Genomic DNA, 25,949 nt, shown 5'->3' with positions numbered 1-25,949 from the left:
GAAGTCCGAATTCCGGATCCGATAATCAGGCGAGAGGACCGTGCACCAGCCCCTTGCCCCGGTCGGGACCCGCTGGGCTCTCGCAACCATTCCCGGGGTTTGGGGCGCGCCGCGCGCATCTGGGGCGTACGCGGTGCGCCCCGACCGGACGGAACGCGCCCCAAACCCGGGGAAGGTGAGGTCGGGGCGACGACGGAGGCGGGTGACGGATGCCGCGACCCGAGGCATCCGTCACCGCGCTCGCGCGACGCGCGCCTCGTCCCACACCGGCTCGCCGGACTCGAACACCCGGCCGTCCGCCCCGAAGACCAGGAAGCGGTCGAACGACTTCGCCAGCCACCGGTCGTGCGTCACCGCGAGGACGGTCCCCTCGAAGCGGGCGAGGGCGTCCTGCAGCGCCTCGGCCGAGACGAGGTCGAGGTTGTCGGTCGGCTCGTCCAGCAGCAGCAGCGTCGCGCCGGACAGCTCGAGCAGCAGGATCTGGAAGCGCGCCTGCTGCCCGCCCGACAGGCTGCCGAACGCCTGCTCGGCCTGCGCCACGAGCCCGTAGCGGTCGAGCGCGCCGGATGCCGCCTCCCGCGGGAGCCCCGACCGCGCGTCCTCGCCGCGGTGCAGGATGTCCAGCAGCGTGCGGCCTTCGAACTCCGGATGACTGTGCGTCTGCGCGAACCAGCCCGGGACGACGCGCGCCCCGAGCACCGCGCGCCCCGTGTGCGAGACCCGCTCGAGCGCGGCGCCGGTCGTCGTCACGTGTCCGAGCCGGCCGTCGGGGTCGGTGCCGCCGCGGGCGAGCAGCCGCAGGAAGTGCGACTTGCCCGAGCCGTTCGAGCCGAGCACCGCGACGCGGTCGCCGAACCACACCTCGAGGTCGAACGGCTTCATGAGCCCGGTGAGCTCGAGCTGCTCGGCCACCACCGCGCGACGGCCGGTGCGCGACCCTCGCAGGCGGACATCCAGCTCCTGCTGCCGCGGACGCTCCTGCGGCGGCCCCGCCTCCTCGAACTTTCGCAGCCGCGTCTGGGCCGCACGGTAGCGGGAGGTGAAGCTGTCGTTGGCGGTGGCCTTGACCTTGAGCGTCGCGACGAGCTCCTTCAGCTTCGCGTGCTGCTCGTCCCAGCGCCGCCGCAGCTCGTCGAGGCGCGCCATCCGGTCCTCCCGCGCACGGTGGTAGGTGCCGAACCCGCCGCCGTGCACCCACGCCGTGCTCCCGGCGCCGCCCGCCTCGAGCGTCACGATCCGGTCGGCGGCACGCGCGAGCAGCTCCCGGTCGTGCGACACCAGCAGCACCGTCTTCGCGGTCTCGCGCAGACGCTCCTCGAGCCACCGCTTGCCCGGGACGTCGAGGTAGTTGTCGGGCTCGTCCAGCAGCAGGACCTGGTCGGGCCCGCGCAGCAGCGCCTCCAGCGCGAGCCGCTTCTGCTCGCCGCCGGAGAGCGTGGCCAGCTCGCGGAACCGGGCTCGGGAGAACGGGATGCCGAGGGCCGCCGTCGTGCACGTGTCCCAGACGGTCTCGTACTCGTAGCCGCCGGCCTCGGCGTAGTCGGCGATGGCGCCCGCGTACCGCATCTGCGTGTCGAGGTCGTCCTGCTCGATGATCGCCGCCTCGGCGTCCTCGAGCTCGCGCGCGGCGCGGCGCACCCGATCGGGGGCGACCGCGATCAGCAGATCGTGCACCGTCTGCCCCGGCTCGCCGTGGCCGACGAACTGGTCCATGACGCCGAGCCCGCCGTCGATCGAGACGACGCCCGAGAGCGCCGGGGTCTCGCCGCGGATGATGCGCAGCAGCGTGGTCTTGCCCACGCCGTTCTGCCCGATGAGCGCGGTCGTCGACCCCTCGCCGACCCGGAACGAGACCTCGTCGAGGAGCGGCCGGCCGTCCGGCAGCGCATACGAGACGGCGGCGATGTCGATGTACCCCACGGTGTTCCTTCACTGCTCCGCGGGACCGGGCGTTCCGGTGGGGAGCCGACCAGACTACCGCAGGACTCCGGTGCGGCTCAGGCCCCCGGCCGTCTCAGCACGCCGGCCGGCCCCGGCCGCCTCAACACCCCGGCCGGCCACGGCCGCCTCAGCACCACGGCCGCCTCACGCCGCGGGTGCGGCGTAGCGGCCGGACTTGATCGCCCGCTCGCGGGCCTTGGCCGCTTCGACCTCGCGGTTCTTGGGCGGCGCGGTGGCGACGAGGTCGTCGAGGAGGTGCTGGGTCACGTGGGCGATGTCGTGCACCGCGCGGTCGAACGCGTCTTGGTTCGCCTTCGAGGGCTTCGTGGTGCCCGCGATCTTGCGCACGTACTGGAGCGCGGCCGCGTGCACCTCGTCGGAGCTCGCCGCGGGCTCGAAGTTGTGGAGCGTGTGGATGTTCCGGCACATGCCCCCGACGATACGCCGCGCCCCGCACGGCGGCCAAGGGGCGGCATCCCCCGATCAAACGGCGCCGAGATCGCACCATCTCGCCGAGATCACACGTCGCGGGCGCCGACAACGTGCGCTTTCGACGAGATCACACGATCTCGACGGATGCCGCGACCCGACGCGCTAGCGACGAGATCCCAGATGTCGACGGACGCCGCGCCCCGGACGCCGACCAAGGGGCGGCATCCCCCGATCAAACGGCGCCGAGATCGCACCATCTCGCCGAGATCACACGTCGCGGGCGCCAACAACGTGCGTTCTCGACGAGATCACACGATCTCGACGGATGGCCGGCGACAGAGAGTCGACGGATGCCGCCGCGACCCGACGTGCTCGGTCAACCCTTGCCGCGCAACAGGCGGGTGAGCGGCCCGTCGACGAGGAACAGCAGGAACGCCGCCGAGCCGATCCAGGGCGCCAGCGCCACGACGGCGCCCGAGATGAGCAGCGCGCTCAGCGAGCCGCGGCCCCACGCGACCGCCTCGTCGTGCGACATGTCGGGGAGCATGACCTCGTGCCGCCGCACCGCCCATCCCCACTGCAGCCAGCTGAAGAGGATCGCGAGGAAGAAGGCGATCGGCATCGCGAGCCTGCCGGCGAGGTACTCGGAGTACTCGGTCGTCAGATTCGTCGCGAACGGCACGAGCACGATGAACAGCAGCCGCGCGTTGTTGAGCCACACCATCGTGGCGTCCACGCGCGCGACGTGCTCGAACTGCTGCACGTGCACCATCCACATCAGGCACAGCAGCACGAAGCTCAGCGCGAAGTTGAGGAAGAGCTCCCACATGCCGCCGACGGCCGCCCACATCTCGGCGTCGGAGCCGACGTCGCCGAGCGAGTGCTGCGTGAGGTCGAGGACGAGCAGCGTGGCCGCGATCGCGAACACCCCGTCGGTGAAGGCCTCCAGCCGCGTGGTGCGCTGCGTCGCGGCGGCGTGCACGCGCTGTCTGATCATGCCGACAGGCTAGCGACTGCGGCGGCCGGTGGACGGATGCCTCGAAGAGGCGTCACCTCTTGTAGTTGGGCGCTTCCACGACGATCTGGACGTCGTGGGGGTGGGACTCCTTGAGGCCCGCGGCCGTGATGCGCACGAACTTCCCCTTGGCCTTGAGCTCCTCGACGGTGCGGGCGCCGACGTAGAACATCGACTGACGCAGGCCGCCGACCAGCTGGTAGGCGACCGCCGAGACCGGGCCGCGGTACGCGACCTGACCCTCGATGCCCTCGGGGATCAGCTTGTCGTCGCTGGGGACGTCGGCCTGGAAGTAGCGGTCCTTCGAATAGGACGTCTTCTTGCCGCGCGTCTGGAGGGCGCCGAGGGATCCCATGCCGCGGTACTGCTTGAACTGCTTGCCGCCCTGGAACACGATCTCGCCCGGGGACTCGTCGGTGCCGGCCAGGAGGGAGCCGAGCATGACGGTGTCGGCACCGGCGACGAGCGCCTTGGCGATGTCGCCGGAGTACTGCAGGCCGCCGTCGGCGATGACCGGGACACCCGCCTCGCGCGCGGCGAGGGCTGCCTCGTAGATCGCGGTCACCTGGGGCACGCCGACGCCGGCGACCACGCGGGTGGTGCAGATGGAGCCCGGGCCCACGCCGACCTTGACGGCGTCCACGCCGGCGTCGACGAGCGCCTGCGCGCCCTCGCGCGTGGCGACGTTGCCGCCGATCACGTCGATGTGGGCGAACGACTCGTCGCCCTTCAGGCGGCGCACCATGTCGATGACGCCGGCCGACTGGCCGTTCGCGGTGTCGACCACGATGACGTCCACACCCGCGTCGCGCAGCGCCTCTGCGCGCTGCCACGCGTCGCCGAAGAACCCGATCGCCGCGCCGACCCGGAGGCGGCCCTGCTCGTCCTTGGTGGCGAGCGGGTACTTCTCGCTCTTGTCGAAGTCCTTGATGGTGATGAGGCCCGCGAGCGTGCCGTCGTCGTCGATGAGCGGCAGCTTCTCGACGCGGTGCCGCGCGAAGAGGGCGATGACCTCTCCGGCGCTGATGCCGACGCGGCCGGTGACGAGGTTCTCGCTCGTCATGACGTCGCGCACCTTGGTGGTCTGGCGCTCGAAGCCCGACACGAACCGCATGTCGCGGTTGGTGACGATGCCGACGAGGCGGCCGCCGTCGTCGACCACCGGGAGACCCGAGATGCGGTAGGTCGCGCACAGCGTGTTGACCTCTTCGATCGTCGCGTCCGGCGTCGTCGTGATCGGGTCGGTGATCATGCCCGACTCGCTGCGCTTGACGCGGTCGACCATCGACGCCTGCTCCTCGATGGAGAGGTTGCGGTGGATGATGCCGAGCCCGCCCTCGCGGGCGATGGCGATGGCCAGACGCGCCTCGGTGACCGTGTCCATCGCGGCCGAGAGCAGCGGCGTCGCGACCGTGATGCGACGCGTCACGCGTGACGACGTGTCGGCCTCGCTCGGGATCACGTCGGTGTGGCCGGGCAGCAGCAGCACATCGTCGTAGGTCAGTCCGACGAAGCCGAAGGGGTCGTTGTGCTCCATGGGGTCTCCTGCGCGCTCGGCGCGTTCTCTCGGGTGTGGACGACGACGGCCGGTGCGCTCGTGACGCTCCGCCCTCGATTCTAAGCGTCCCGCGGGACCGATTCATTCCCCGCGAGAACGGCACGCGCGCCCCGCACGCGCGAGCGCACGCGCGTCCCGCGGGCCTCGATTCCGATCGGGTCACGTATCCACAGGTGACCGTAGGCGAAACAGCGCCGACACATTACAGTCGTAGCGTCGTTCATCACGGCCGATGCGACCCGAGCTTCGGTGTCCGCGTGGTGCCGAACTGGAGGTTTTGTGGGTCCTTCGACTGCGATCACGATCAGCAGCCGCCGCTGGATCGTTCTGCTCTTCGGACTGCTGATGGCGGCGGGCATGGTCTTCCTGTCCACCCCCACCGGCGCGCACGCGGACGCCCCCGACACCCCGGGCGCCGACCAGGAGCAGACCGACTACTACTTCGGCGGCGTCGTCACCTTCGAGGGCGAGCCCGTCGAGGGCGTGACGATGTCCATCGAGGGGGGCGGTTTCGACGCCGAGACCGTCACCAACGCCGAGGGCCGCTGGCGCCTGTACGTCCCCGAGAAGGACGACTACGTCCTCACCATCGAGGAGGACACCCTCCCCGAGGGCGTCATCGTCGACCCGGAGCAGCTGCCCGAAGGCACGCAGCCCATCGAGGGCACGAGCGGATCGTTCGAGGTGACGTTCGGCCTGACCAACAGCAAGATCCTCAACCTCTTCCTCGGCGAGGGCGAGCGCGTCGTGGCGACGCAGTTCGACCGGGTCGTCGCACTCGTGATCAACGGCCTGAACTTCGGCCTCCTCCTCGCGCTCGCATCGATCGGCGTCTCGCTGATCTTCGGCACGACGGGCCTGACGAACTTCGCCCACGCCGAGATGGTCACCTTCGGTGCCATCGTGGCGCTCGTCTTCGGCACGTTCCTGACGTGGCCGATGTGGATCGTCATCCCGCTGGTGCTCGTGTTCGGCGCGGCCTTCGGGTGGGGCTTGGACGCGGGACTGTGGCGCCCGCTGCGACGGCGCGGCCTGGGCCTGGTGCAGCTGATGATCGTCAGCATCGGCCTGTCGCTCGCGCTGCGCTACACCTTCCAGTTCTTCATCGGCGGCACGAGCTATCAGCTTCCGGGCGCCGGCGCGGCGAAGATCCGCATCATCGGCCCGGTCTCGCTCTCGGTGATCGACATGGCCTCGATGGGCATCAGCATCGTGGTGATCGTCGCCGTCGCGTTCTGGCTCGTGCGCACGCGCGTCGGCAAGGCGACGCGGGCCATCTCGGACAACCCCGGACTCGCCGCGGCCTCCGGCATCGACGTCGACGGGGTCATCCGCATCGTGTGGATGATGTCGGCGGCGCTGGCCGCCCTCGCCGGCGTGCTGTGGGCCTACTTCCGCCCGGGCGTCCGGTGGGACATGGGCGTGCAGATCCTGCTGCTGATCTTCGCCGCGGTCACCCTCGGCGGTCTCGGCACGGCGTTCGGCGCCCTGATCGGCTCGATCATCGTGGGTCTGCTCGTGGAGATCTCCACGCTGTGGCTGCCTCCCGACCTGAAGTACGTGGGCGCGCTGGCCGTGCTCATCCTCGTGCTGCTGGTCAGACCACAGGGAATCCTGGGTCGCAAGGAACGAGTGGGTTAGGGGCCGCGAGATGGATTGGGGACAGATCTTCAACAACACCGCGAGCTGGTTCTTTCAGCCGACGACCATCGCGTACGCGCTGGCTGCCACCGGCCTCGCCGTCCACTTCGGCTACGCGGGCCTGCTCAACTTCGGCATGGCGGGGTTCATGGCGATCGGGGCGTACTCGTACGCGATCTCGATCCTGAGCTTCGGCCTGCCGTGGTGGGTGGGAATCCTGATCGGGATGCTGGGCGCCGTCGTGTTCGCCTTCATCCTCGGTATCCCGACGCTGCGACTGCGCGCGGACTACCTGGCCATCGTGACGATCGCGGCCGCCGAGATCGTGCGTCTGCTGTTCACCACCACGGTGTTCGACGAGTACACGAACTCGGCGGACGGCCTGGGCGGGTACCACGCCGGCTTCCGGGCCGCGAACCCGTTCCCCGAGGGCACCTACGGCTTCGGCCCGTGGACGTGGACGGCCGACCAGCTGTGGGTGCGCGTGTTCGGCGCCCTCCTGCTCGCGATCGCGATCTACCTGGTGTGGGCGCTCATGCGCAGCCCGTGGGGGCGCGTGCTGAAGGGCATCCGCGAGGACGAGGACGCGGTGCGGTCGCTCGGCAAGAACGTCTTCGCCTACAAGATGCAGGCGCTCATCATCGGCGGCATCTTCGGTGCGCTGGGCGGTGTGGTCTTCGCACTCCCCTCGGCCGTGATCCCCGCCACCTATACGACGTCGCTGACGTTCTTCCTGTGGACGATCCTGCTCCTCGGCGGCGCGGCGACGGTCTTCGGCCCGGCGGTCGGCTCGGTCATCTTCTGGGTCATCATGGCGTTCCTCGACAACGTCCTGCCGGCACTGGCCAGCGAGGGCATCCTGCCGATGACGCCGATCCAGGCCGGCATCCTGCGGTTCATCCTCGTGGGTGTCGCGCTGATGCTGATCGTGATCTTCCGCCCGCAGGGCATCTTCGGAAACAAGAGGGAGCTGACCTTTGTCAAGTAACCCGCCCACCACGCCCGAGCCGGCGCCGCAGGGTCCGGGCGCCGTCCCGCCGGTCCCCCCGGCCGGCACCGGCGCGGTCCCCACCGCGACCGGTTCCATCCGGCGCCCGAAGACCGGCGGTCTCGCCAAGGGCGACCCCGTCCCGGGTGTCGCCAAGAGCGACCCGATCCTCATCGTCGACGGCGTGACGCGCCGGTTCGGCGGCCTCACCGCTGTCGACGTCGACCACCTCGAGATCCCCCGCAACGCCATCACGGCGCTGATCGGCCCCAATGGCGCCGGCAAGACGACGCTGTTCAACCTGCTGTGCGGCTTCGACAAGCCGAACTCGGGCGCATGGTCGTTCGACGGCAAGCAGCTGGCCGGCATCCCCTCGTTCAAGGTGGCCCGCATGGGCCAGGTGCGCACGTTCCAGCTGACCAAATCGCTGTCGCTGCTCACCGTGCTCGAGAACATGAAGCTCGGCGCCACGGCCCAGAAGGGAGAGAACATCTGGGCCAGCATCGTCCCGGCGCTCTGGCGCAAGCAGGACGACGGCATCGAAGAGAAGGCGCGTGAGCTGCTGGCGCGCTTCAAGCTCGACGCGAAGGCCGACGACTACGCCGCGTCGCTCTCCGGCGGTCAGCGCAAGCTGCTCGAGATGGCGCGCGCTCTCATGAGCGACCCGACGCTGGTGATGCTGGACGAGCCGATGGCCGGCGTGAACCCCGCGCTGACGGAGTCGCTGCTCGACCACATCCTCGACCTGAAGGACCTCGGCATGACGGTGCTCTTCGTCGAGCACGACATGCACATGGTGCGCCACATCGCCGACTGGGTCGTCGTGATGGCCGAGGGCAAGGTCGTCGCCGAGGGACCGCCCGACACGGTGATGGAGGACCAGGCGGTGATCGACGCGTACCTCGGCAGCCACCAGGACGTCGATCTGGGCGTGGTCACCGGCCGCGTCGCCGGCGAGCTCGACACCTCCGCCGTCCAGCTGCTCGAAGAGATCCGCGAGGCCGAGGAGGCCTCGATCCACGAGGCCGAGGAGGAGTCCAAGTGAGCGCATCGACGGGCGCAGGGTCGCCGACCGCCGCGGGCGCCACCGCGGAGGCGGCCAAGACCGACCGCATCGTGGTGGAGGTCAAGGACCTCACGGCCGGGTACCTGCCCGGCATCAACATCATCAACGGCGCCAACCTGGTCGCCCGCAAGGGTGAGCTGATCGGCATCATCGGCCCGAACGGCGCCGGCAAGTCGACGCTGCTGAAGGCCATCTTCGGCATGGTGAAGGTGCGCGACGGAGACATCACCGTCGACGGCGAGAGCGTGGTCGGGCTGAAGTCCGACAAGCTCGTGCAGCGCGGCGTCGGCTTCGTGCCGCAGACCAACAACGTCTTCCCCTCGCTCAGCATCGAGGAGAACCTGCAGATGGGCCTGTACCAGCGCCCGAAGGTGTACGCCGAGCGCCTGGAGTTCGTCACCGGCATCTTCGCCGAGCTGGGCAAGCGCCTCAAGCAGCGGGCCGGCTCGCTCTCCGGCGGTGAGCGGCAGATGGTCGCGATGTCGCGCGCGCTCATGATGGACCCGTCGGTGCTGCTGCTGGACGAGCCCTCGGCCGGTCTGTCGCCCGTGCGCCAGGACGACGCGTTCATCCGCGTCTCCGACATCAACAAGGCGGGGGTGACGACCATCATGGTCGAGCAGAACGCGCGTCGCTGCCTGCAGATCTGCGACCGCGGCTACGTCCTCGACCAGGGCCGCGACGCGTACCATGGCACCGGCCGCGAGCTGCTGAACGACCCGAAGGTCGTCGGCCTCTACCTCGGCACGCTGGGCACCGAGGGGCACTGACCCCGCGCCTGCACCAAGAATCGGAGCGGATGCCTCGGATAGAGGCATCCGCTCCACTTCTTCGTGTGCGCGCGGCATCCCGGCCACTGGGGCGACAACGGCAGAGGGCCCCGGATCGCTCCGGGGCCCTCTGGTGTCGACTGACCCGAATCAGTTGATGCGGGTGTGCGTGTTGTCGGCGCCGTACTCGAAGATGCCGATCGACGCCTCGGTCGGGTCGCCGTTCTCGTCGAACGTGACGTTGCCCGAGTAGCCGTCGTAGTCGGCGGTGCCGCCGTCGAGGATGATGTCGGCGCACTCCTCGAACGAGGTGCACTTCTCACCCTCGCCGCTGCCGCCCGAGACCTCCTGCAGCTTGCCGGCGATGTCGGCCGGGTCGTTGGAGTTGGCTGCGAGTGCGGCCAGCGCCAGGAGCACGACGGCGTCGTACGACTCAGCGGCGTAGTTGAGGTCGGCGAGCTCTTCGTTGCCCTCGCCGGTCCACCACTCGTTGAGGCGCTCGATGAAGTCGTCCTCGAGAGCGGGTCCGGGCTGCGTGCCCTTCGAGCCCTCGATGCTCACCGGCATCTCGTCGCCCCACTGGCTGGTGTTGCCGTCGACGAAGTAGAAGTTGCCTCCGTCGAAGCCCTCCGCCACGATGGCCGGCACGATCGTCGAGGTCTCGACGAAGCCGATCACGGCGATCGCGTCGGGGCTCTCGGCGAGCACCGCGCTGACCTGCGCGTCGAACGTGGTGTCGGTCGCGTTGTACGCCTGGCTGGCGACGACCTCTCCACCGGCGGCCTCGAAGTTCTCGGTCAGCGCCGCCTCGAGACCCGTGCCGTACGCGTCGTTGAGGTAGATGATGCCGAGGCTCTGGTGGCCGTCCTCGGCGATCAGGTTGCCGAGCACCTCACCCTGGAGCAGGTCGCTGGGAGCGGTGCGCCAGTAGAGGTTGTCGTCGTCCCACGTGGTGAAGTCCGGCGAGGTGTTGGCCGGGGAGAACGTGATGACGCCCGCGGCGACCGCCTGGTCGAGGAACAGCTTGGTCACACCGGACGAGGCGGCGCCGATGAGCGCCTGAACGTCGTTGCCCAGCAGGCGCGGGACGGTGGTCTCGTAGGCCTTGTTGTCGGGGTCGCCCGAGTCGCCGAACTCCACGTCGACCGTGATGCTCTTGGCGGCCTCGTTGATGTCGGCCGCGGCGAGGCCGACACCGGCCTCCTCGGGCGGGCCGAGGAACGCCAGGGCTCCGGTCTGCGGAAGGACCGTGCCGATGTTCAGCGAGAGTTCCTCGCGGTCCTCGCTGGGGGCACTGGTCTCGCCTCCGCCGGTGTCACCGCCGCCGGTGCAACCGGCGAGGACGAGGGCGCTGGCGCCGGCGAGCGCGATGCCACCGAGGACGGTGGCCTTGCGCGAGCGGGTGAAGACGCTCATGTTGCTCCTTGCTGTATGTATGTGGGCGCGGCTCGGGCGCCCGACCCAATGCGATAAACCTAACCGCGCCGGAGGGCGCGCAGTGTTGCCATTCGTTAACGATGTGTAACGCGTGTGACCGGGGCATTCCGTTCCGATAACGGCCCGCGGCGCCACCATACCCCCCAGCGGTATAGACTGGCCATCGAGGTACCCCACAGGGGTATCACCGACCGGTTCGAGGAGAGGGAAGACATGACTGAGGCCGAGTACAAGGTGACGGGCATGAGCTGCGGGCACTGCGAGGCATCCGTGCGCGGCGAGGTGTCCAAGCTCGCCGGCGTCGAGGACGTCCACGTCAGCGCCGCCGCCGGCACCCTGAAGATCGTGTCCTCCGCCGAGCTCGCCGACGAGGCGGTCATCGCCGCGGTCGACGAGGCCGGCTACACCGCGGTCCGCGCCTGATGGCCCCCGCCTCGGCCCCGGCCGCCCGGATCGAGCTCGAGATCGGCGGCATGACGTGCGCGTCCTGCGCCTCGCGGATCGAGAAGCGGCTCAACCGGCTCGACGGGGTCGAGGCATCCGTCAACTACGCCACCGAGAAGGCGGTCGTGCGGGGCCCCTCGGGCCTCGACGCGCAGACGCTCATCGACGAGGTCGTCAAGACCGGCTACACCGCGGCGGTGCCCGCTCCCCCTGTGGAGGACGCGACCGCGTCCGAGGATGCGGATCCCGAGCTGCGCGCGCTGCGGCAGCGGCTGATCGGATCGATCGTGCTGTCGGTGCCGGTGATCCTCATGGCGATGATCCCGCCGCTGCAGTTCACGTACTGGCAGTGGGCGTCGCTCGCCCTGGCCGCCCCGGTCGTGGTGTGGGGCGCGTGGCCCTTCCACCGCGCGGCGTGGGTCAACCTCCGCCACGGCGCAGCGACCATGGACACGCTCATCTCGCTCGGCGTGTCGGCGGCCTTCCTGTGGTCGGTGTACGCGCTGTTCCTGGGGCACGCCGGCATGCCCGGGATGACGCACACGTTCGAGTGGTCCGTCACCCCGAGCGACGGAGCGGGTGACATCTATCTCGAGGTCGCCGCGGGCGTCACCACCTTCGTGCTGGCGGGCCGGTACTTCGAGCAGCGCTCGAAGCGGCGCGCGGGTGCGGCGCTGCGGGCCCTCCTCGAGATCGGCGCGAAGGACGTCGCCGTGCTGCGGCCGACCGCCGCCGGCGCGACGGAGGTGCGCGTGCCGATCGCCGAGCTGCGCGTCGGCGACGAGTTCGTGGTGCGGCCCGGCGAGAAGATCGCAACCGACGGCGTCGTGGCATCGGGGACGTCGGCCGTCGACGCCTCGATGGTCACCGGCGAGTCCGTGCCCGTCGAGGTCGTGCCCGGCGACGCGGTCGTCGGCGCCACCGTCAACGCCGGCGGGCGGCTCGTGGTGCGCGCGACCCGCGTGGGCGACGACACGCAGCTCGCCCAGATGGCGCGCCTGGTCGAGGAGGCCCAGTCCGGCAAGGCGCAGGTGCAGCGCCTGGCCGACCGGATCTCCGGGGTCTTCGTGCCTGTCGTGCTGCTGCTCGCGCTCGGCACGCTGGTGGCATGGCTGCTCACCGGCGCCCCGGCATCCATGGCCTTCACCGCCGCCGTCGCGGTGCTGATCATCGCGTGCCCCTGCGCGCTCGGGCTCGCCACCCCCACCGCGCTGCTCGTCGGCACCGGCCGCGGCGCGCAGCTCGGCATCCTCATCAAGGGGCCCGAGGTCCTGGAGTCCACGCGCACCGTCGACACCGTCGTGCTCGACAAGACCGGCACGGTCACGACCGGCCGGATGGCCCTCGTCGACGTGGTGGTCGCGTCGCAGACGGGGCAGACGGATGCCGCGGCATCCGGTCGCTCTCAGCTCCTCCGTCTCGCGGGTGCGCTCGAGCACGCGTCCGAGCACCCGATCGCGCAGGCGATCGCCCGCGCGGCCGCCGATGAGACCGGACCGCTCGCCGACGTCGAGGCGTTCCAGAACGTGCCGGGGAAGGGCGTCTCGGGCGTCGTGGACGGCCACGCCGTGCTCGTCGGACGCGAAGCGCTCCTCACCGACTGGTCGCTCGCGCTGCCCGCCGATGTCGCCGCGGCCAAGGCATCCGCCGAGGCGCTCGGGCGCACCGCCGTGCTGGTCGCCGCGGACGGCGCCGTGCGAGGACTCCTCGTGGTGGCCGACCAGGTGAAGCCGACGAGCGCCGAGGCCGTCGCGCAGCTGCGCGCGCTCGGGCTCACGCCGGTGCTGCTCACCGGAGACAACGCCGCCGCGGCGCGCGCGATCGCCGACGAGGTCGGCATCGAGCGCGTCACCGCCGAGGTGCTCCCGCACGACAAGGTCGCCGTCATCGAGGCGCTGCAGGCGGAGGGCCGCGTGGTCGCGATGGTCGGCGACGGCGTCAACGACGCCGCCGCCCTCGCTCAGGCAGACCTGGGACTCGCGATGGGGACGGGGACGGATGCCGCGATCGAGGCATCCGACATCACGCTCGTCCGCGGCGATCTGCGCAGCGCCGCCGACGCGATCCGGCTCTCGCGGGCCACGCTCGGCACCATCAAGGTGAACCTGTTCTGGGCGTTCGCGTACAACGTCGCCGCGATCCCCCTCGCGGCCCTCGGGCTGCTGAACCCTATGATCGCCGGAGCGGCGATGGCCTTCTCGAGCGTCTTCGTCGTGGGCAACAGCCTGCGGCTGCGCCGGTTCCAGAGCCTCTCCACCCGTCACCGCTGAAGGAGTCCGACATGACCGACACCACCCTCGCGCCTTCGCCCGCCGGAGAGCACTCCCACCACGGCTACATCACCGACAAGGACAAGTACCTCAACCGCCTGAAGCGCATCGAGGGTCAGGCCCGCGGCATCCACAAGATGGTGGAGGACGAGAAGTACTGCATCGACATCCTCACGCAGATCAGCGCCCTGACCTCGGCGCTCGAGGCCGTCGCGGTCGGGCTCCTCGACGACCACCTGCGCCACTGCGTCGTGGACGCGGCTCGCCTGGGCGGCCCCGAGGCCGACGCGAAGATCACCGAGGCCTCGCAGGCCATCGCACGCCTCGTGCGCTGAGCTGAGCGACGAGGCCTCACGCGGCGGCGCGCATGCGCCGGGCGTGGAGGATCGAGTCGACCGTCAGCACCGAGAGGGCGAGCCACACCAGCCCGAAGCCGATCCACCGCTCCAGCGGCATCGGCTCCCCGAGCACCAGCCACCCCACGAGGAACTGCAGGATGGGCGCCACGAACTGCAGCAGCCCGATCGTCGTGAGCGAGACCCGGCGGGCGCCCGCGGCGAACAGCAGCAGGGGGATCGCGGTGACGATGCCCGCCAGGCTCAGCAGCACGGCGTGCGGCCAGCCGGCGGCGCCCATCGTGAGCCCCTCCGTCACGCCGACGATCACGAGGACCGCCACCGCGATCGGGGTCAGCCACAGCGTCTCGAGGGTGAGGCCGCTGACGGCATCCACCGACGGCCCGACCTTCTTCTTGACCAGGCCGTACACGCCGAACGACGCCGCGAGGGTGAGGGCGATCCACGGGAAGGCGCCGTAGCCGACGACGATCACGGTGACCGCCGCCGCGGCGATACCGATGGCGACCCACTGCGTCGGCCGCAGGCGCTCCCGCAGCACGAGCACCGCGAGCAGCACGGTGGCGATCGGGTTGATGAAGTAGCCGAGGCTCGTCTCGATGACGTGCCCGGTCAGCGCGCCGTAGATGAAGACCTGCCAGTTGACGTAGATGACCAGGCCCGCGATCACGGTCAGCCCGAGGACCCGCGGCTGCCGGAAGATGGCGACGAGCCGGGGCCACGTGCGCGTCACCGTGAGCAGCAGCGCGCAGAACGCGAGCGACAGCAGGATGCGCCACGCCACGATCTCCCACGGCCCGGTGGGAGCCAGCAGCAGGAAGTACAGCGGCAGGAAGCCCCACAGCAGGTACGCCGAGAACGTGTAGATCCCGCCCACCGAGCGCTCCCGCGCCTCGGCGACGCGGACGGCGCCGGTGCTGGTGGTGACCCCGAGGTCCAGCGCCGTGGAGTCGTCGAGCCCGTCCGCCTCGGCGCGTGCGGGGAGGCGGGACTGCTCGTGACTCACCGGGTCAGCCTACGCCCGCCCGACGCGGGCGGCGCGGGGATGAGCCCGGCACACGGCGAGAGGGCCGGATGCCGAAGCATCCGACCCTCTCGGTTCGCGCAGCGCGCGGGACTCAGCGGACGACGACCGCCAGGACGTCGCGGGCCGACAGGACGAGGAACTCGTCGCCGCCGAACTTGACCTCGGTCCCGCCGTACTTGCTGTAGATCACGCGGTCGCCGACGGCGACGTCGAGCGGGATGCGGTTGCCGTTGTCGTCGATACGACCCGGGCCCACCGCCACGACCTCGCCCTCCTGGGGCTTCTCCTTGGCGGTGTCGGGGATGACCAGACCGCTGGACGTGGTCTGCTCGGCCTCGACCTGCTTGATGACGATGCGGTCCTCGAGCGGCTTGATGGAAACCGACACGGTCTACCTCTTCCTTCTTGAGACTAAGACTCGTTAGCACTCTGCCCTTGAGAGTGCTGATGTCAGTCTAGGCAACCGGCTGGCACTCACGCAACGTGAGTGCCAACGGAGGACGTCGTGTGACGGCGGAAGTAGGCTCGGCGGGTGGAGATGTCCGAACTGGAGGCGCTGCTGACGCCCGAGGGCCTGCGGCTGCTCGACGCGATGGCGCCGGTGGAGTCCTCCGACGACGTCGCCCGCGCGGTCACGCGCCTGCGCCGCGAGGGGCACTCCCCCGACCTGGTGTCGGCGGTCGTCGGCCAGGCGCGCCTGCGCACCCGGGCGACCGCGAAGTTCGGCGATCTCGCCGCCCGGATGCTCTTCACGCGCGCAGGCCTCGAGCAGGCCACGCGCCTGCCGATCGCGGTCCGCCATGCGGCCCGCTTCCGCGAGGCGGGCTTCACGCACGTCGCCGACCTCGGGTGCGGCATCGGCGGCGACGCGCTCGGGCTCGCGGGGCTGGGCCTGAGGGTCACGGCCGTCGAAGCCGACGAGGTGACTGCCGGCATCGCCGCCTACAACCTCGCTCCGTTCGGCGCGGACGCCGAGGTGCGCCACGGCACCGCCGAGACGGCCGACCTCGCCGGCGTCGACGCGGTGTGGCTCGACCCGGCGCGTCGCACCGCCGGGCATACCGAGACGGCGCGCACGCGCCCCGAGGACTGGTCACCGCCGCTCGACTGGGTGTTCGACCTCGCGCGCCGCATGCCGTCCGGCGTGAAGCTCGGCCCCGGGCTGGACCGCGAGTCCATCCCCGACGACGTCGAAGCCCAGTGGGTGAGCGCGGACGGCTCCACGGTCGAGCTCGTGCTGTGGTCGGGCGCCCTGGCGCGTGCGGGCGTTCGGCGCGCGGCGCTGGTCATGCGCGGCGAGTCCGCCCACGAGCTGACCAGCGGGGCGGATGCCTCGGACGAGCCGGCCCGCGAGCTCGGGGCGTACCTGCACGAGCCGGACGGCGCGGTGATCCGCGCGCGGCTCATCGGAGACGTCGCGCGCTCGCTGGAGGCGGGCATGCTCGACGAGCACATCGCCTACCTGACGTCGGACGCCGCCCTGACGTCGCCGTTCGTGTCGACCTTCCGCGTGCGCGAGACGCTCCCGGCCGATGAGAAAGCCCTCGCGAAGGCGCTGCGGGAGCGCGGCATCGGGCGCCTCGAGATCAAGAAGCGGGGCGTCGACGTCGACCCGGCGACGTTGCGGACACGGCTGAAGCTGCGCGGCGGCGAGGCGGCGACGCTGATCCTGACGCGGATCGGCACCCGCCGGACCGCGATCCTCGCCGACCGCGTCTGACCGCACCGAGCCCGCCCGGTCGGCGCCTGGCCGCGTCACCGTCCGATTCCGTCGGACCCTGCCGCTTCAGCCGAAGAGGTTGGCCCGCATCGCGGCGAAGAGCAGCCACCCCGCGCTGTAGAGGATCGAGACCGTGCCCAGCGCGATCGCCCACACCGCGACGGCCCGGCTCTCGAGCGGGCGCCGCAGCGCGATGATCGCCGAGACGACGGCGACCAGGCCGATGGGGAAACCCCAGCCGACGAACAGCGACACGATCAGCCCGATGATGCCGAAGGCGAGCGCCCACCCGGCGAGCCCGCGGCTGAACGCGTCATCGTCGGGAGCCACCCAGTCGCCGGCGTCGGCCGAGAATTCGCCGCCCGGCTCGGCGGGCGCCGTCTCGACGGTCACCGGGACGGGCGCCGTCGGAAGGCGCGAGAACCCGCCGCGATGCTCACCGGGAAGAGGCGACGCCTCCTGCGCGAGCTCGACGTCCGGCGACGGCGCCTCCACCGTCGCCCCGCCGGTCCCGGCCGGCGCCTCAGTCGTCATCCCGCCGGCCGCGGCCGCCGCCTCGGCACTGCCACCGACGACCCGGCCGTCGGCGGGACGCGCCGGGGATTCCGGCGCGGCGGGAGGCAGCATCCGCTCGTCGCCTGTCATGCCCGCTCCGCGACCTGGATGTCGGTGACCGGCAGGGTGGAGTCGGCGCCGAACTCGAGGGTCGACGGCGGGCGACCCGCCATGATGAGCTCCGACGTCAGCGCCGCGATCATGGCGCCGTTGTCGGTGCACAGCGACAGCGGCGGGATCCGCACCGTCACGCCCTCGGCGGCCGCCCGCTCGAGGGCGACGTCACGCAGGCGGCGGTTGGCGATCACGCCGCCGCCGAGCAGCAGGCGGGGCACGCCGTGGTCGCGGCACGCCGCCAGCGCCTTCGTGACGAGCACGTCGACGACGGCCTCGCGGAAGCCCGCCGCGACGTCGGCGACCGGCACCTCCTCGCCCGCGGCACGGCGCTGCTCCACCCACCGGGCGACCGCGGTCTTCAGCCCCGAGAACGAGAAGTCGTAGCGGTGGTGCGCCATGTCGGACGCCCGAGACAGCCCGCGGGGGAACGTGATCGCGTGCGGGTCGCCGGATGCCGCGGCGCGGTCGATCTCGGGACCTCCCGGATAGGGCAGCCCGAGCAGCCGCGCGACCTTGTCGAACGCCTCGCCGGCAGCGTCGTCCATCGTCTCGCCGAGCAGCTCGACGTCGCTCGTGAGGTCGCGGACGAGGAGGAGCGAGGTGTGGCCTCCGCTCACGAGCAGCGCGACGGTGGGGTACTCGAGCGGCGGCGCCTCGGAATCCAGGATGTCGGCGGCGATGTGACCCACGAGGTGGTTGACGGCGTAGAGCGGCTTGTCCAGCGACACCGCGAGCGCCTTGGCCGCACCGACGCCGACCATGAGGGCGCCGGCAAGTCCCGGTCCGCTCGTCACCGCGACGGCGTCCAGGTCGGCCAGGGCCACGCCGGACTCGGCGAGCGCCGCCTCGATCGCCGGCTGCAGCGCCTCCAGGTGGGCGCGCGCCGCGACCTCGGGAACGACGCCGCCGTAGCGGGAGTGCTCGTCCATGGAGCTGGCGATCGTGTTCGACAGCAGCGTGCGCCCGCGGACGATCCCGATGCCCGTCTCGTCGCAGCTCGTCTCGATTCCGAGCACGAGCGGCTCGGCCGGGAACGTCGATGCGCTCACGTGCACACTCCCCCCTCCCAGGCCCCGCCGCTCCGGAATTCGGAGGTCCCGCCGCTTTCCGGATCCTGGGGGCGATCCGCTCCGGAAAGCGTGCGATCGTCCGCATTCCGGATCGCGGACTCAGCCGGAGCGGACGGATGCCTCGCCGCGGCCCAGCCGCGCAGGTCGAGCTTCATCACCACGGCGTCGACGTCGTCGGGCTGGTAGTAGCGGGGCTTGCGTCCGATCTCGAGGAAGCCCTCCGAGGCGTACAGCGCCTGGGCGACCGGGTTGTCGGCGCGGACCTCGAGGAACACCTCGACCACGCCGCGTCGGCGGGCCTCGTCGAGGAGGGCCCGAAGAAGGGCCCGGCCGCGACCACGGCCCCGCGACGCCTCGGCGATCGCGATGGTCTGGACGTCGGCATCCTTCGCGCTCTTCACCGCCCGCAGGCCGGCGTAGCCGAGCAGCCGGCCGGCCTCCTCGTCCACGACGTACCAGCCGTGCGGCGACGCGAGCTCCTCGCGCATCATCGCCTCCGACCACGCGTCGGTGGGGAACGAGGCGCGCTCGAGCGCCATGATGGCGGCGAGGTCGTCGCCCGTGGCGGCGCGGAGGGTCACGCGATCACCCGCTTGGGCGCGAGCGAGGGCGTCACGTCGGGCGAGCGCAGGTACAGCGCGTCGGCGGACGCGAGGCTGCGCCCGGCGGCGAGGGCGCGGGCCGCCGCGAGCGCGAGCATGGCGGCGGGGATGCGATCGGCGTCGCGCCGCGCGGCGCCCAGGCCGGCGAGCACGCCGTCGAGATCGTCGCGCGGGGCGAGTGCGGGCTCGGCGGTGCGGATCGGCAGGCCGTCGTCGTCGATGCCGCAGTACACGGTGTAGGCGAACTCGCGCCGGCGGGCGTCGGTCACCACCGCGAAGGTGCCGGCGTCGGCGTCCTCGGCGCCGGTGGCGTATCCCCAGTCCGTGGTCAGCGCGGTGTGCAGCAGGAGCTCGAGCGCGACGGCGTCGTGGCTGGGCACGGGCACGACCGGCACGCCGCGGCCGAGCGCGAACGTGCGCGCGGCGGCGATGCCCACGCGAAGGCCGGTGAAGGGCCCCGGCCCCATGCCCGCGGCGACGTGCGTGATCCGGGAGGGCTCGACGGATGCCTCCGCCAGCGCCCGCTCGATGAGCGTGCCGATGACCTCGGCATGACCGCGCGGGTCGGGGCTCTGCACCTCCGAGCGGATGACGCCGTCGAGCTCGACCACCGCCACGGCGGAGCCGAGCGAGGTGTCGATGCCCAGGATCACCCTTCCAGGGTAGTCGGCCGTCCTCGGGCGTCGGCTACGGGCGCCGGGCGATCGACACCCGCCGGGGGCTGTCGGCGTCGAGCTCGGCGTCGTGGGCGGTCGTGCCGCACGCGGTGTCGACGCCGCGGCCGTGCCACTCGCGCTCGATCTCGACGTCCCACCAGTGATCCCTGATGCCGTCGACGAGCCCCCTCCCCCACTCGACGATCACGACCGAGCCGTCGAAGTCGATGTCGAGGTCGTCGAGCTCCGCGGCGGAGCCGAGCCGGTAGGCGTCCACGTGCACCAGCGGCGCGCCGCCGGAGAGCGAGGGATGCGTGCGCGCGAGGACGAACGTCGGGCTCTGGACGGGTCCGCGCACGTCGAGGCCGCGGCCGATGCCGCGCGTGAGCGTCGTCTTGCCCGCCCCGAGGGGGCCGGTGAGCACCACCATGTCGCCGGGGCGCAGCATCCGTCCCATCTCCTCGCCGAGCGCCTCCATCGCCTCGGGCGAGGTGATCTCGCGGGTGCCCGCCAATGCGTCGATTCCCTGGGTCGCCTTCACGCCGGGTGCAACAACCGGTGCGCCGTCGTCGTTCCCGGTCATGGCGTCGTCGCCGGTCATTCCGACACCTGCCGCCGCGCCACGCGGGGTCCGACCCGCGTCACGATCTCGTAGTTGATCGTGCCGGCGGCATCCGCCCATTCCGTCGCCGACGGCGCGCCCAGGGTCGGGTCGCCGAAGAGCACCGCCTCGTCGCCGACCGAGACCGGGTGGTCGCCGACGTCCACGACGAACTGGTCCATCGCGATCCGCCCGGCCACCGTGAACCGGCGCCCGCCGATCAGCACGGGGCCTGCGCCGGACGCCTGGCGGGGGACGCCATCGGCGTAGCCGAGCGGGACCAGCGCGAGCGTCGTCTCGCGGTCGGTGCGGTAGTCGTAGCCGTACGACACGCCCTTGCCGGCGGGCACGCGGCGCACCGCCGCCACCGCGCCGCGCAGGGTCATCGCGGGGCGCAGGCCGAGGTCGGCCGACGTGCGGTCGTCGAACGGCGAGAGCCCGTACAGCCCGATGCCGATGCGCACGCACCCGAGCCGGGACTCGGGCAGGTCGATCGCGGCGTGCGTCGCCGCGATGTGCCGCAGCGGCGGGGCGAGCCCCAGCGAGGCGGCCACCCCCACGCCCTCCTCGAACGCCGTCAGCGCCGCACGGTCGTCGGCGGCCGAGGCGTTGGAGAGGTGGCTGAAGAGCGCGATCACGCGGATGCGGCCGATGCGCTCCAGGCGCGCCGCCTCGGCGAAGACGACGCGGTAGTCGTCGGGCGCGATGCCGTTGCGCGAGAGGCCGGTCTCGAGCTTCAGGTGGACGCCGACGGGACGGTCGCCGGATGCCGCGGCCGCGGCCGCGGCCTTCTGCAGCTGGCCGAGGTTCGAGATGCCGAGCTCGATGCCGAGGGCGGCCGCCTCGGCGAAGTCGGCGTCCGGCGCGTGCAGCCACGCGACGATCGGGGCATCGATGCCGGCACGGCGCAGCGCCAGCGCCTCGGTGATGTCGGAGACCCCCAGGCGCGCGGCGCCGCCGGCCAGCGCGGCGTTGGCGGATCGCACGGCGCCGTGCCCGTAGCCGTCGGCCTTGACCACCGCGATGATCTCCGAGCCGGTGAGCCGGCGGAGGTGCCGCACGTTGTCCTCGATCGCGCCGACGTCGACCGTCGCCTCGCGCAGGGCGCCGGCGGGCAGGCGGCTCATGCGCGGTCCCCTGTGGTCTCGGGGGCGTCGCCGGTGCCGGTGTTTTCGGACGCGACGCCGGGCGCGGACTCCGCGATGACATAGGCGGTCGCGAGGCCCGCGTCGTGCGAGAGCGACAGGTGCAGCGCGGTGATCCCCCGCTCGGCGATGACGGCGGCCGTCGAGCCGCAGAGTGAGAAGACGGGGCGACCGGATGCCTCGGACGCGATCTCAATCTCGGTCCAGTGCACGCCGTCCGAGCCGCCGAGCGCCTTGATGAGCGCCTCCTTGGCGGCGTAGCGGGCCGCGAGCGAGTGCGGCTTGAGCACGCGCTCCGCGTCCGAGAAGAGGCGCTCGACGAGCCGGGGGGTGCGCTCGATGGTCCGCTCGAACCGCGGGATGTCGACCAGGTCGACGCCGATCCCGACGATCATGTGGTCCTCCTGCCGCCGCGGACGCGGCATCCGCCAGACTATCGCGCCGCGACGGCCGCACCTCCCCCGCCGACCTTTGCCCGCCGACCTTTGCCCGCCGACCTTTGCCCGCCGACCTTTGCCCGCCGACATCGCGGGTACTCGGCGAACGACCACGACATCGGCGCCGATAGCGTGCGATCTCGCCGAGTACGCGGTTACTCGACGGCCGGGTGAGGGCGTGAGGTGAGGGGAAGGGGTGAGGAGAACGGGGTGAGGCGACGACGAGGGGAACAGCGAGAGGGCGGATGAAGGGACCCGCCGACATCGCGGTTACTCGGCGAACGACCACGACATCGGCGCCGATAGCGTGCGATCTCGCCGAGTACGCGGTTACTCGACGGTGTGTGAGGTCGGGAGGACGCCACAGGACGCGACGACGCCGGGACCGGAGCGCGAGGGCCGGATGCCGCTACTCGACCGTGACAGACTTCGCGAGGTTGCGGGGCTGGTCGACGTCGAGGCCCTTCGCCGTGGCGAGGCCCATCGCGAAGATGTGCAGCGGCACGACCGCGAGGAGCGGCTCGAAGAAGGGTCCGGCGAGCGGGATGCGCAGCACCTCGTCGGCCTTGGGCAGCACGGCGGCGTCGCCCTCCTCCGCGATCGCGATGACCCTGGCGCCGCGCGCCCGGATCTCCTCGATCGAGGAGATGACCTTCTTGTGCATCTCCGCCGACTGGCGCGGCGACGGCACGATGACGAACACCGGCTGGCCGGGCTCGATGAGTGCGATGGGTCCGTGCTTGAGCTCGCCGGCGGCGAAGCCCTCGGCGTGGATGTAGGCGAGCTCCTTGAGCTTGAGCGCGCCCTCGAGCGCGATCGGGTAGCCCACGTGGCGTCCGAGGAAGAGCACCGAGCGGGTGTCGGCCATCCAGTGCGCGAACTGCTCGATGCGCGGCTGCTCGCGCTCGAGGATCTGCGAGATCTTGCCCGGGATCGCCTCGAGCTCGCGCACGTGGTCGCGCGCGTCGGCGGCGCTGACCGCCCCGCGGATGCGCCCGATGTGCAGACCCATGAGGTACAGCGCGGTGATCTGGGCGACGAACGCCTTCGTCGAGGCGACCGCGACCTCAGGACCCGCGTGCGTGTACACGATCGCGTCGGACTCGCGCGGGATGGTCGCGCCCTGGGTGTTGCAGATCGACAGCGTCTTGGCGCCGCGCTCGCGCGCGTACTTGACGGCCATCAGCGTGTCCATGGTCTCGCCCGACTGCGAGATCGAGACCACCAGGGTGTCGGCGCCGATCACCGGGTCGCGGTAGCGGAACTCGTGGGCGAGCTCGACGTCCACGGGGATCCGCGTCCACTGCTCGATCGCGTACTTGCCGACCTGGCCGGCGTACGCCGCGGTGCCGCAGGCGATCACGATGATGCGCGAGATGCCCTGGAAGAGCTCGTCGAGGCCGTCGAGCTCGGGGATGACGACCTCGCCGTCGCGCACGCGGCCGCGCAGCGTGTTGGCCACGGCCTCCGGCTCCTCCGAGACCTCCTTGGCCATGAACGACGACCAGCCGCCCTTCTCGGCGGCGGCGGCATCCCAGGTGACCTCGAACGGCTCGACCTCGACGGGGTTGCCCGAGAAGTCGGTGACCTCGACGCCGCCCGGCGTGATCGCGACGATCTGGTCCTGGCCGATCGCCAGGGCGTTGCGGGTGTGCTCGACGAAGGCGGCGACATCGGAGCCGAGGAAGTTCTCGCCCTCGCCGAGGCCGATCACCAGCGGCGAGTTGCGGCGGGCGCCGACGACGAGACCGGGCTGGTCCTCGTGCATGGCGAGGAGCGTGAAGGCGCCCTCCAGGCGCGAGACGACGGCGCGGAAGGCGGTGACGAGGTCGCGCGTGCGGCGGTACTCGCGGCCCAGCAGCACCGCGGCGACCTCGGTGTCGGTCTCGCTGCGGAACGTGAAGCCGTCGGAGAGCAGCTCGTCCTTCAGCTCGGCGAAGTTCTCGATGATGCCGTTGTGGATGACGGCGAGCTTGTCGTCGTCGGCGAGGTGCGGGTGGGCGTTGCCGTCGGTGGGGCCGCCGTGCGTCGCCCAGCGGGTGTGCCCGATGCCGGTGGTCCCGTCGGCGAGCGGGTGCGCGGCGAGGTCGTCGCGGAGCACCTTCAGCTTGCCGGCCCGCTTGCGCATGCCCAGGCCCCCGTCGCCGTCGATGACGGCGATGCCCGCGGAGTCGTAGCCGCGGTACTCGAGCCGCGAGAGCCCGGAGATCAGAACGGCCTGGCTCTGGCGAGGGCCCACGTATCCGACGATTCCACACATGCCGACAATGGTAAGCGCGGCGGTTTGCGAGGAGACTGAACGAATAGCGGATGCCGCGGCGCGCGGCATCCGTCACCGTCCGCGTCGCGGGGCTCGTCGTCAGCCGGTGGGGCGTCGCGTGCGGTCGAAGCGCAGTCCGCTCTCGCCCTCGCCGGCGGCGGGGCGCACCGAGCGGGCGGTCCACTGCACCCACGAGCCGTCGGCGCGGCGTGCCAGTCGCGGGGTCCGCTGCACCCGCACCCCCTGCCGCGGGACTTCGCCGGCGAAGATGATCCGCTGCTGCTCCTCCGACAGCAGCACGCCCGCCGGCTGCACCGTCTGGTCGCCGCGGTCGAGGTCGGCCCGCTGCAGGAAGACGCCGCGCTCGCCCACGCGCGAGACGTACGGGAACCAGTTCGCGGGCACGAACGTGACCAGCTCGTACCCGAGCACCTGGTCGACGGGCTCGTCGCCGGGGTCGATGGGCGGCAGCGCCGGCGCGGGCGGCGGCACGACGGGCGCGGGATCGCCCGACGGCGCGGGCACGGTCTGCTCGATCGCCCACACCAGGTTCGCGGTCTCGTCGCGCACGAACCGCACGTCCTCGACGGGCGCGCCGCCGAGCGTGCTGGCCGGCGCGGGGGGCACCAGGATCCCGGCGACCTCGGCGCGGCCGCCCGGCCCTCCGCGGCGGGCCTCGGTGACGGCGTACATGCGCCACGGCGCGGCGAACCCGCCGGGCGGCACGGGGGACGGCTGCTCGTCGGCGAACCACAGCGAGCCGAAGGTGTCGCGCCACGTCACGCGCTGCACCCGCAGCACCCCTCCCGGCGGGCAGTCCACCGGCAGGACGAGCCAGTCGTCGCCGGTGACGAGCGCGGCCTCGACGACGAGCACGCGAGCCAGTTCGTGCGGGTCGGCCCATACCTGGCCGAGGTCGAGGTCGGCGTCCTCGAACTCCCAGAAGCGCGAGGTCGGCATGCCCGGGAACGTCAGCTGCGATGCCAGCAGGTGGCGGGTGAGCGGGACGGTCTCCGCGTCCCCGGCGTCGGGCGGATCCCGGTCGGGCTCGAGATCGAACGCCGCCCAGCCGATCTCGCCCCCGCCGTGCGCGGGCGCGTGCAGCACGGCGCTGGTGGTCGCGACGGCGAACTCGTACTCGAGCCGGCCGGGGATCCAGCTCGACGGCGTCGCCGCCGGCTCGACCTCGGCGGCGTACCACGCGAGCCATTCCGCCACGGCGGCCATGGCGACGCGCCGGCGGGCAGCCCCCGGGCGCAGCGCCGCCGTGAACCACCCGGGCGTGCCGCCGGAGAACGCGTCCGCGACCCGCGCGGCGTCCAGCGCCGCGCCGGCGAGCACGCCGTTCACGCCCGCCCAGTCCCCCGCCTGCTCGCCCTCGGCCGGGCGCTCGTCCTTCTTGACCCCGCAGCGCCGGACGAGCGCCGCGACGGCGGCCGTCTCGCCCAGCTCGGCGAGCGCGTCCTGCAGCGCCCAGGCGACCGCGGCCGCCGCCCGAGGCGGAAGCGGGTGCGCGGACTCGTCCTCGACCAGCGGCTCGAGCAGCTCACCGGGATCCAGCGCCCGCCACCCTGACTCCGCACCGTCGAAGGGGCCGGGATGCCACGCGACGAGCGGATCGAACTGCGCGTCGACCGTCACCGCGAGCGGCGTGCCGGTGTCCTCGCCGGTGAGCTCGCCGAGCTGCCACTGGCGGCCGAGCAGCCACAGCGGGTCCCAGACCTGGGCCATGAGCCCCGTCGCCGGGTCTCCGCTCACCGGGTTGGGCTCGATCCTCGTCGTGAACGGACGGATGCCGCCGCGTCCGGGGAACGGCACCGCGCGGAACATGCCTGCCACCG

General features: G+C 71.8%; 24 protein-coding genes. 8 read left to right on the top strand and 16 right to left on the bottom strand.

All coding sequences use genetic code 11. The features are described from left to right. Positions 1-231: 231 nt before the first annotated feature. The 4 genes from V6R91_RS29085 to guaB all read right to left on the bottom strand — a co-directional run bounded on the left by V6R91_RS29085 (position 232) and on the right by guaB (position 4,925). On the bottom strand, positions 232-1,920 hold the full coding sequence (locus tag V6R91_RS29085; protein WP_336398172.1) for an ABC-F family ATP-binding cassette domain-containing protein: 1,689 nt from the start codon (positions 1,918-1,920) through the stop codon (positions 232-234). Between the two features lie 165 nt (positions 1,921-2,085). Continuing rightward, positions 2,086-2,370 carry a DUF2277 domain-containing protein gene (locus V6R91_RS29080; protein ID WP_336398171.1) on the bottom strand — a complete coding sequence of 95 codons (285 nt, stop codon included), beginning with the start codon at positions 2,368-2,370 and terminating at the stop codon, positions 2,086-2,088. A 379-nt stretch (positions 2,371-2,749) separates the two neighbouring features. After that, a complete protein-coding gene (locus tag V6R91_RS29075; RefSeq protein ID WP_336398170.1) occupies positions 2,750-3,370 on the bottom strand; it encodes a TMEM175 family protein in 621 nt (206 codons plus the stop codon). Positions 3,371-3,422: 52 nt separating this feature from the next. Continuing rightward, positions 3,423-4,925: an IMP dehydrogenase gene (guaB, locus tag V6R91_RS29070; RefSeq protein WP_336398169.1), complete on the bottom strand. Its 1,503-nt coding sequence runs from the start codon at positions 4,923-4,925 to the stop codon at positions 3,423-3,425. A gap of 378 nt (positions 4,926-5,303) precedes the next feature. Here guaB and V6R91_RS29065 point away from each other — a divergent pair, with 378 nt between their 5' ends. The 4 genes from V6R91_RS29065 (at position 5,304) to V6R91_RS29050 (ending at position 9,411) form a co-directional block, all read left to right on the top strand. Continuing rightward, positions 5,304-6,587 (top strand): ABC transporter permease subunit, encoded by a 1,284-nt coding sequence (locus V6R91_RS29065; RefSeq protein ID WP_378884310.1) that lies wholly within the window; start codon positions 5,304-5,306, stop codon positions 6,585-6,587. Positions 6,588-6,597: 10 nt separating this feature from the next. Continuing rightward, positions 6,598-7,575, top strand: a complete 978-nt coding sequence (locus tag V6R91_RS29060; protein WP_336398167.1) for a branched-chain amino acid ABC transporter permease — start codon at positions 6,598-6,600, stop codon at positions 7,573-7,575. A 97-nt stretch (positions 7,576-7,672) separates the two neighbouring features. After that, complete coding sequence (locus V6R91_RS29055) at positions 7,673-8,620, top strand: ABC transporter ATP-binding protein (RefSeq protein WP_336398335.1); 948 nt, start codon at positions 7,673-7,675, stop codon at positions 8,618-8,620. A 68-nt stretch (positions 8,621-8,688) separates the two neighbouring features. Beyond that, entirely contained in the window at positions 8,689-9,411 is a 723-nt protein-coding gene (locus V6R91_RS29050; protein ID WP_336398334.1) for an ABC transporter ATP-binding protein, read from the top strand. Between the two features lie 150 nt (positions 9,412-9,561). Here V6R91_RS29050 and V6R91_RS29045 read toward each other — a convergent pair whose 3' ends face one another. Further along, entirely contained in the window at positions 9,562-10,827 is a 1,266-nt protein-coding gene (locus V6R91_RS29045) for an ABC transporter substrate-binding protein (protein WP_336398166.1), read from the bottom strand. Between the two features lie 234 nt (positions 10,828-11,061). Here V6R91_RS29045 and V6R91_RS29040 point away from each other — a divergent pair, with 234 nt between their 5' ends. The 3 genes from V6R91_RS29040 to V6R91_RS29030 are packed head-to-tail and all read left to right on the top strand — an operon-like array spanning position 11,062 to position 13,897. Next, positions 11,062-11,271 (top strand): heavy-metal-associated domain-containing protein, encoded by a 210-nt coding sequence (locus V6R91_RS29040; RefSeq protein ID WP_336398165.1) that lies wholly within the window; start codon positions 11,062-11,064, stop codon positions 11,269-11,271. Continuing rightward, positions 11,271-13,562, top strand: a complete 2,292-nt coding sequence (locus V6R91_RS29035) for a heavy metal translocating P-type ATPase (protein WP_336398164.1) — start codon at positions 11,271-11,273, stop codon at positions 13,560-13,562. Before V6R91_RS29040 ends, V6R91_RS29035 begins: the two co-directional genes overlap by 1 nt. A gap of 11 nt (positions 13,563-13,573) precedes the next feature. Next, complete coding sequence (locus V6R91_RS29030) at positions 13,574-13,897, top strand: metal-sensitive transcriptional regulator (RefSeq protein WP_336398163.1); 324 nt, start codon at positions 13,574-13,576, stop codon at positions 13,895-13,897. Between the two features lie 16 nt (positions 13,898-13,913). On the opposite strand, the gene rarD is transcribed toward V6R91_RS29030, so the two are convergent. Both rarD and groES read right to left on the bottom strand, forming a co-directional pair. After that, the gene (gene rarD / locus V6R91_RS29025) at positions 13,914-14,795 is read right to left on the bottom strand and encodes an EamA family transporter RarD (RefSeq protein ID WP_336398333.1); all 882 of its coding nucleotides are present in this window, start codon (positions 14,793-14,795) and stop codon (positions 13,914-13,916) included. Positions 14,796-15,036: 241 nt separating this feature from the next. After that, entirely contained in the window at positions 15,037-15,333 is a 297-nt protein-coding gene (gene groES / locus V6R91_RS29020) for a co-chaperone GroES (RefSeq protein ID WP_045275440.1), read from the bottom strand. A gap of 144 nt (positions 15,334-15,477) precedes the next feature. On the opposite strand from groES, the gene V6R91_RS29015 reads away from it, so the two are divergent. Beyond that, positions 15,478-16,665 (top strand): class I SAM-dependent methyltransferase, encoded by a 1,188-nt coding sequence (locus V6R91_RS29015; RefSeq protein WP_336398162.1) that lies wholly within the window; start codon positions 15,478-15,480, stop codon positions 16,663-16,665. A gap of 66 nt (positions 16,666-16,731) precedes the next feature. On the opposite strand, the gene V6R91_RS29010 is transcribed toward V6R91_RS29015, so the two are convergent. The 9 genes from V6R91_RS29010 to V6R91_RS28970 form a co-directional block, all read right to left on the bottom strand. Continuing rightward, positions 16,732-17,310: a hypothetical protein gene (locus tag V6R91_RS29010; protein WP_336398161.1), complete on the bottom strand. Its 579-nt coding sequence runs from the start codon at positions 17,308-17,310 to the stop codon at positions 16,732-16,734. After that, on the bottom strand, positions 17,307-18,392 hold the full coding sequence (tsaD, locus tag V6R91_RS29005) for a tRNA (adenosine(37)-N6)-threonylcarbamoyltransferase complex transferase subunit TsaD (protein ID WP_336398160.1): 1,086 nt from the start codon (positions 18,390-18,392) through the stop codon (positions 17,307-17,309). Before tsaD ends, V6R91_RS29010 begins: the two co-directional genes overlap by 4 nt. Further along, complete coding sequence (gene rimI / locus V6R91_RS29000; protein WP_336398159.1) at positions 18,383-18,988, bottom strand: ribosomal protein S18-alanine N-acetyltransferase; 606 nt, start codon at positions 18,986-18,988, stop codon at positions 18,383-18,385. Before rimI ends, tsaD begins: the two co-directional genes overlap by 10 nt. Then, entirely contained in the window at positions 18,985-19,662 is a 678-nt protein-coding gene (tsaB, locus tag V6R91_RS28995) for a tRNA (adenosine(37)-N6)-threonylcarbamoyltransferase complex dimerization subunit type 1 TsaB (RefSeq protein ID WP_336398158.1), read from the bottom strand. Before tsaB ends, rimI begins: the two co-directional genes overlap by 4 nt. 34 nt (positions 19,663-19,696) lie before the next feature. After that, positions 19,697-20,248, bottom strand: coding sequence for a tRNA (adenosine(37)-N6)-threonylcarbamoyltransferase complex ATPase subunit type 1 TsaE (gene tsaE, locus V6R91_RS28990; protein WP_336398332.1), 552 nt, complete (start codon positions 20,246-20,248; stop codon positions 19,697-19,699). Between the two features lie 14 nt (positions 20,249-20,262). Then, positions 20,263-21,393, bottom strand: a complete 1,131-nt coding sequence (alr, locus tag V6R91_RS28985) for an alanine racemase (RefSeq protein WP_336398157.1) — start codon at positions 21,391-21,393, stop codon at positions 20,263-20,265. Beyond that, positions 21,390-21,806: a holo-ACP synthase gene (locus tag V6R91_RS28980; RefSeq protein ID WP_336398156.1), complete on the bottom strand. Its 417-nt coding sequence runs from the start codon at positions 21,804-21,806 to the stop codon at positions 21,390-21,392. The genes alr and V6R91_RS28980 overlap by 4 nt, the downstream gene beginning before the upstream one ends. Before the next feature lie 451 nt (positions 21,807-22,257). Beyond that, entirely contained in the window at positions 22,258-24,108 is a 1,851-nt protein-coding gene (gene glmS, locus V6R91_RS28975) for a glutamine--fructose-6-phosphate transaminase (isomerizing) (protein WP_336398155.1), read from the bottom strand. Between the two features lie 99 nt (positions 24,109-24,207). Further along, complete coding sequence (locus tag V6R91_RS28970; RefSeq protein ID WP_336398154.1) at positions 24,208-25,947, bottom strand: hypothetical protein; 1,740 nt, start codon at positions 25,945-25,947, stop codon at positions 24,208-24,210. Between the last annotated feature and the right edge of the window lie 2 nt (positions 25,948-25,949).

Source organism: Microbacterium sp. CCNWLW41 (assembly GCF_037083505.1).
The sequence above is the reverse complement of the archived record's forward strand: the minus strand, read 5'-3'. Positions and strand labels throughout refer to the sequence as shown.

Coding starts and splice junctions, on each gene's coding strand:
- V6R91_RS29060 (WP_336398167.1), top strand. CDS start 6,598: ATGGATTGGGGACAGATCTTCAACAACACCGCGAGCTGGTTCTTTCAG.
- V6R91_RS29035 (WP_336398164.1), top strand. CDS start 11,271: ATGGCCCCCGCCTCGGCCCCGGCCGCCCGGATCGAGCTCGAGATCGGC.
- V6R91_RS29065 (WP_378884310.1), top strand. CDS start 5,304: ATGGTCTTCCTGTCCACCCCCACCGGCGCGCACGCGGACGCCCCCGAC.
- V6R91_RS29075 (WP_336398170.1), bottom strand. CDS start 3,370: ATGATCAGACAGCGCGTGCACGCCGCCGCGACGCAGCGCACCACGCGG.
- glmS (WP_336398155.1), bottom strand. CDS start 24,108: ATGTGTGGAATCGTCGGATACGTGGGCCCTCGCCAGAGCCAGGCCGTT.
- V6R91_RS29030 (WP_336398163.1), top strand. CDS start 13,574: ATGACCGACACCACCCTCGCGCCTTCGCCCGCCGGAGAGCACTCCCAC.
- V6R91_RS29080 (WP_336398171.1), bottom strand. CDS start 2,370: ATGTGCCGGAACATCCACACGCTCCACAACTTCGAGCCCGCGGCGAGC.
- V6R91_RS29010 (WP_336398161.1), bottom strand. CDS start 17,310: ATGACAGGCGACGAGCGGATGCTGCCTCCCGCCGCGCCGGAATCCCCG.
- guaB (WP_336398169.1), bottom strand. CDS start 4,925: ATGGAGCACAACGACCCCTTCGGCTTCGTCGGACTGACCTACGACGAT.
- V6R91_RS29040 (WP_336398165.1), top strand. CDS start 11,062: ATGACTGAGGCCGAGTACAAGGTGACGGGCATGAGCTGCGGGCACTGC.
- alr (WP_336398157.1), bottom strand. CDS start 21,393: ATGAGCCGCCTGCCCGCCGGCGCCCTGCGCGAGGCGACGGTCGACGTC.
- tsaE (WP_336398332.1), bottom strand. CDS start 20,248: ATGACCGGGAACGACGACGGCGCACCGGTTGTTGCACCCGGCGTGAAG.
- V6R91_RS28980 (WP_336398156.1), bottom strand. CDS start 21,806: ATGATCGTCGGGATCGGCGTCGACCTGGTCGACATCCCGCGGTTCGAG.
- V6R91_RS29045 (WP_336398166.1), bottom strand. CDS start 10,827: ATGAGCGTCTTCACCCGCTCGCGCAAGGCCACCGTCCTCGGTGGCATC.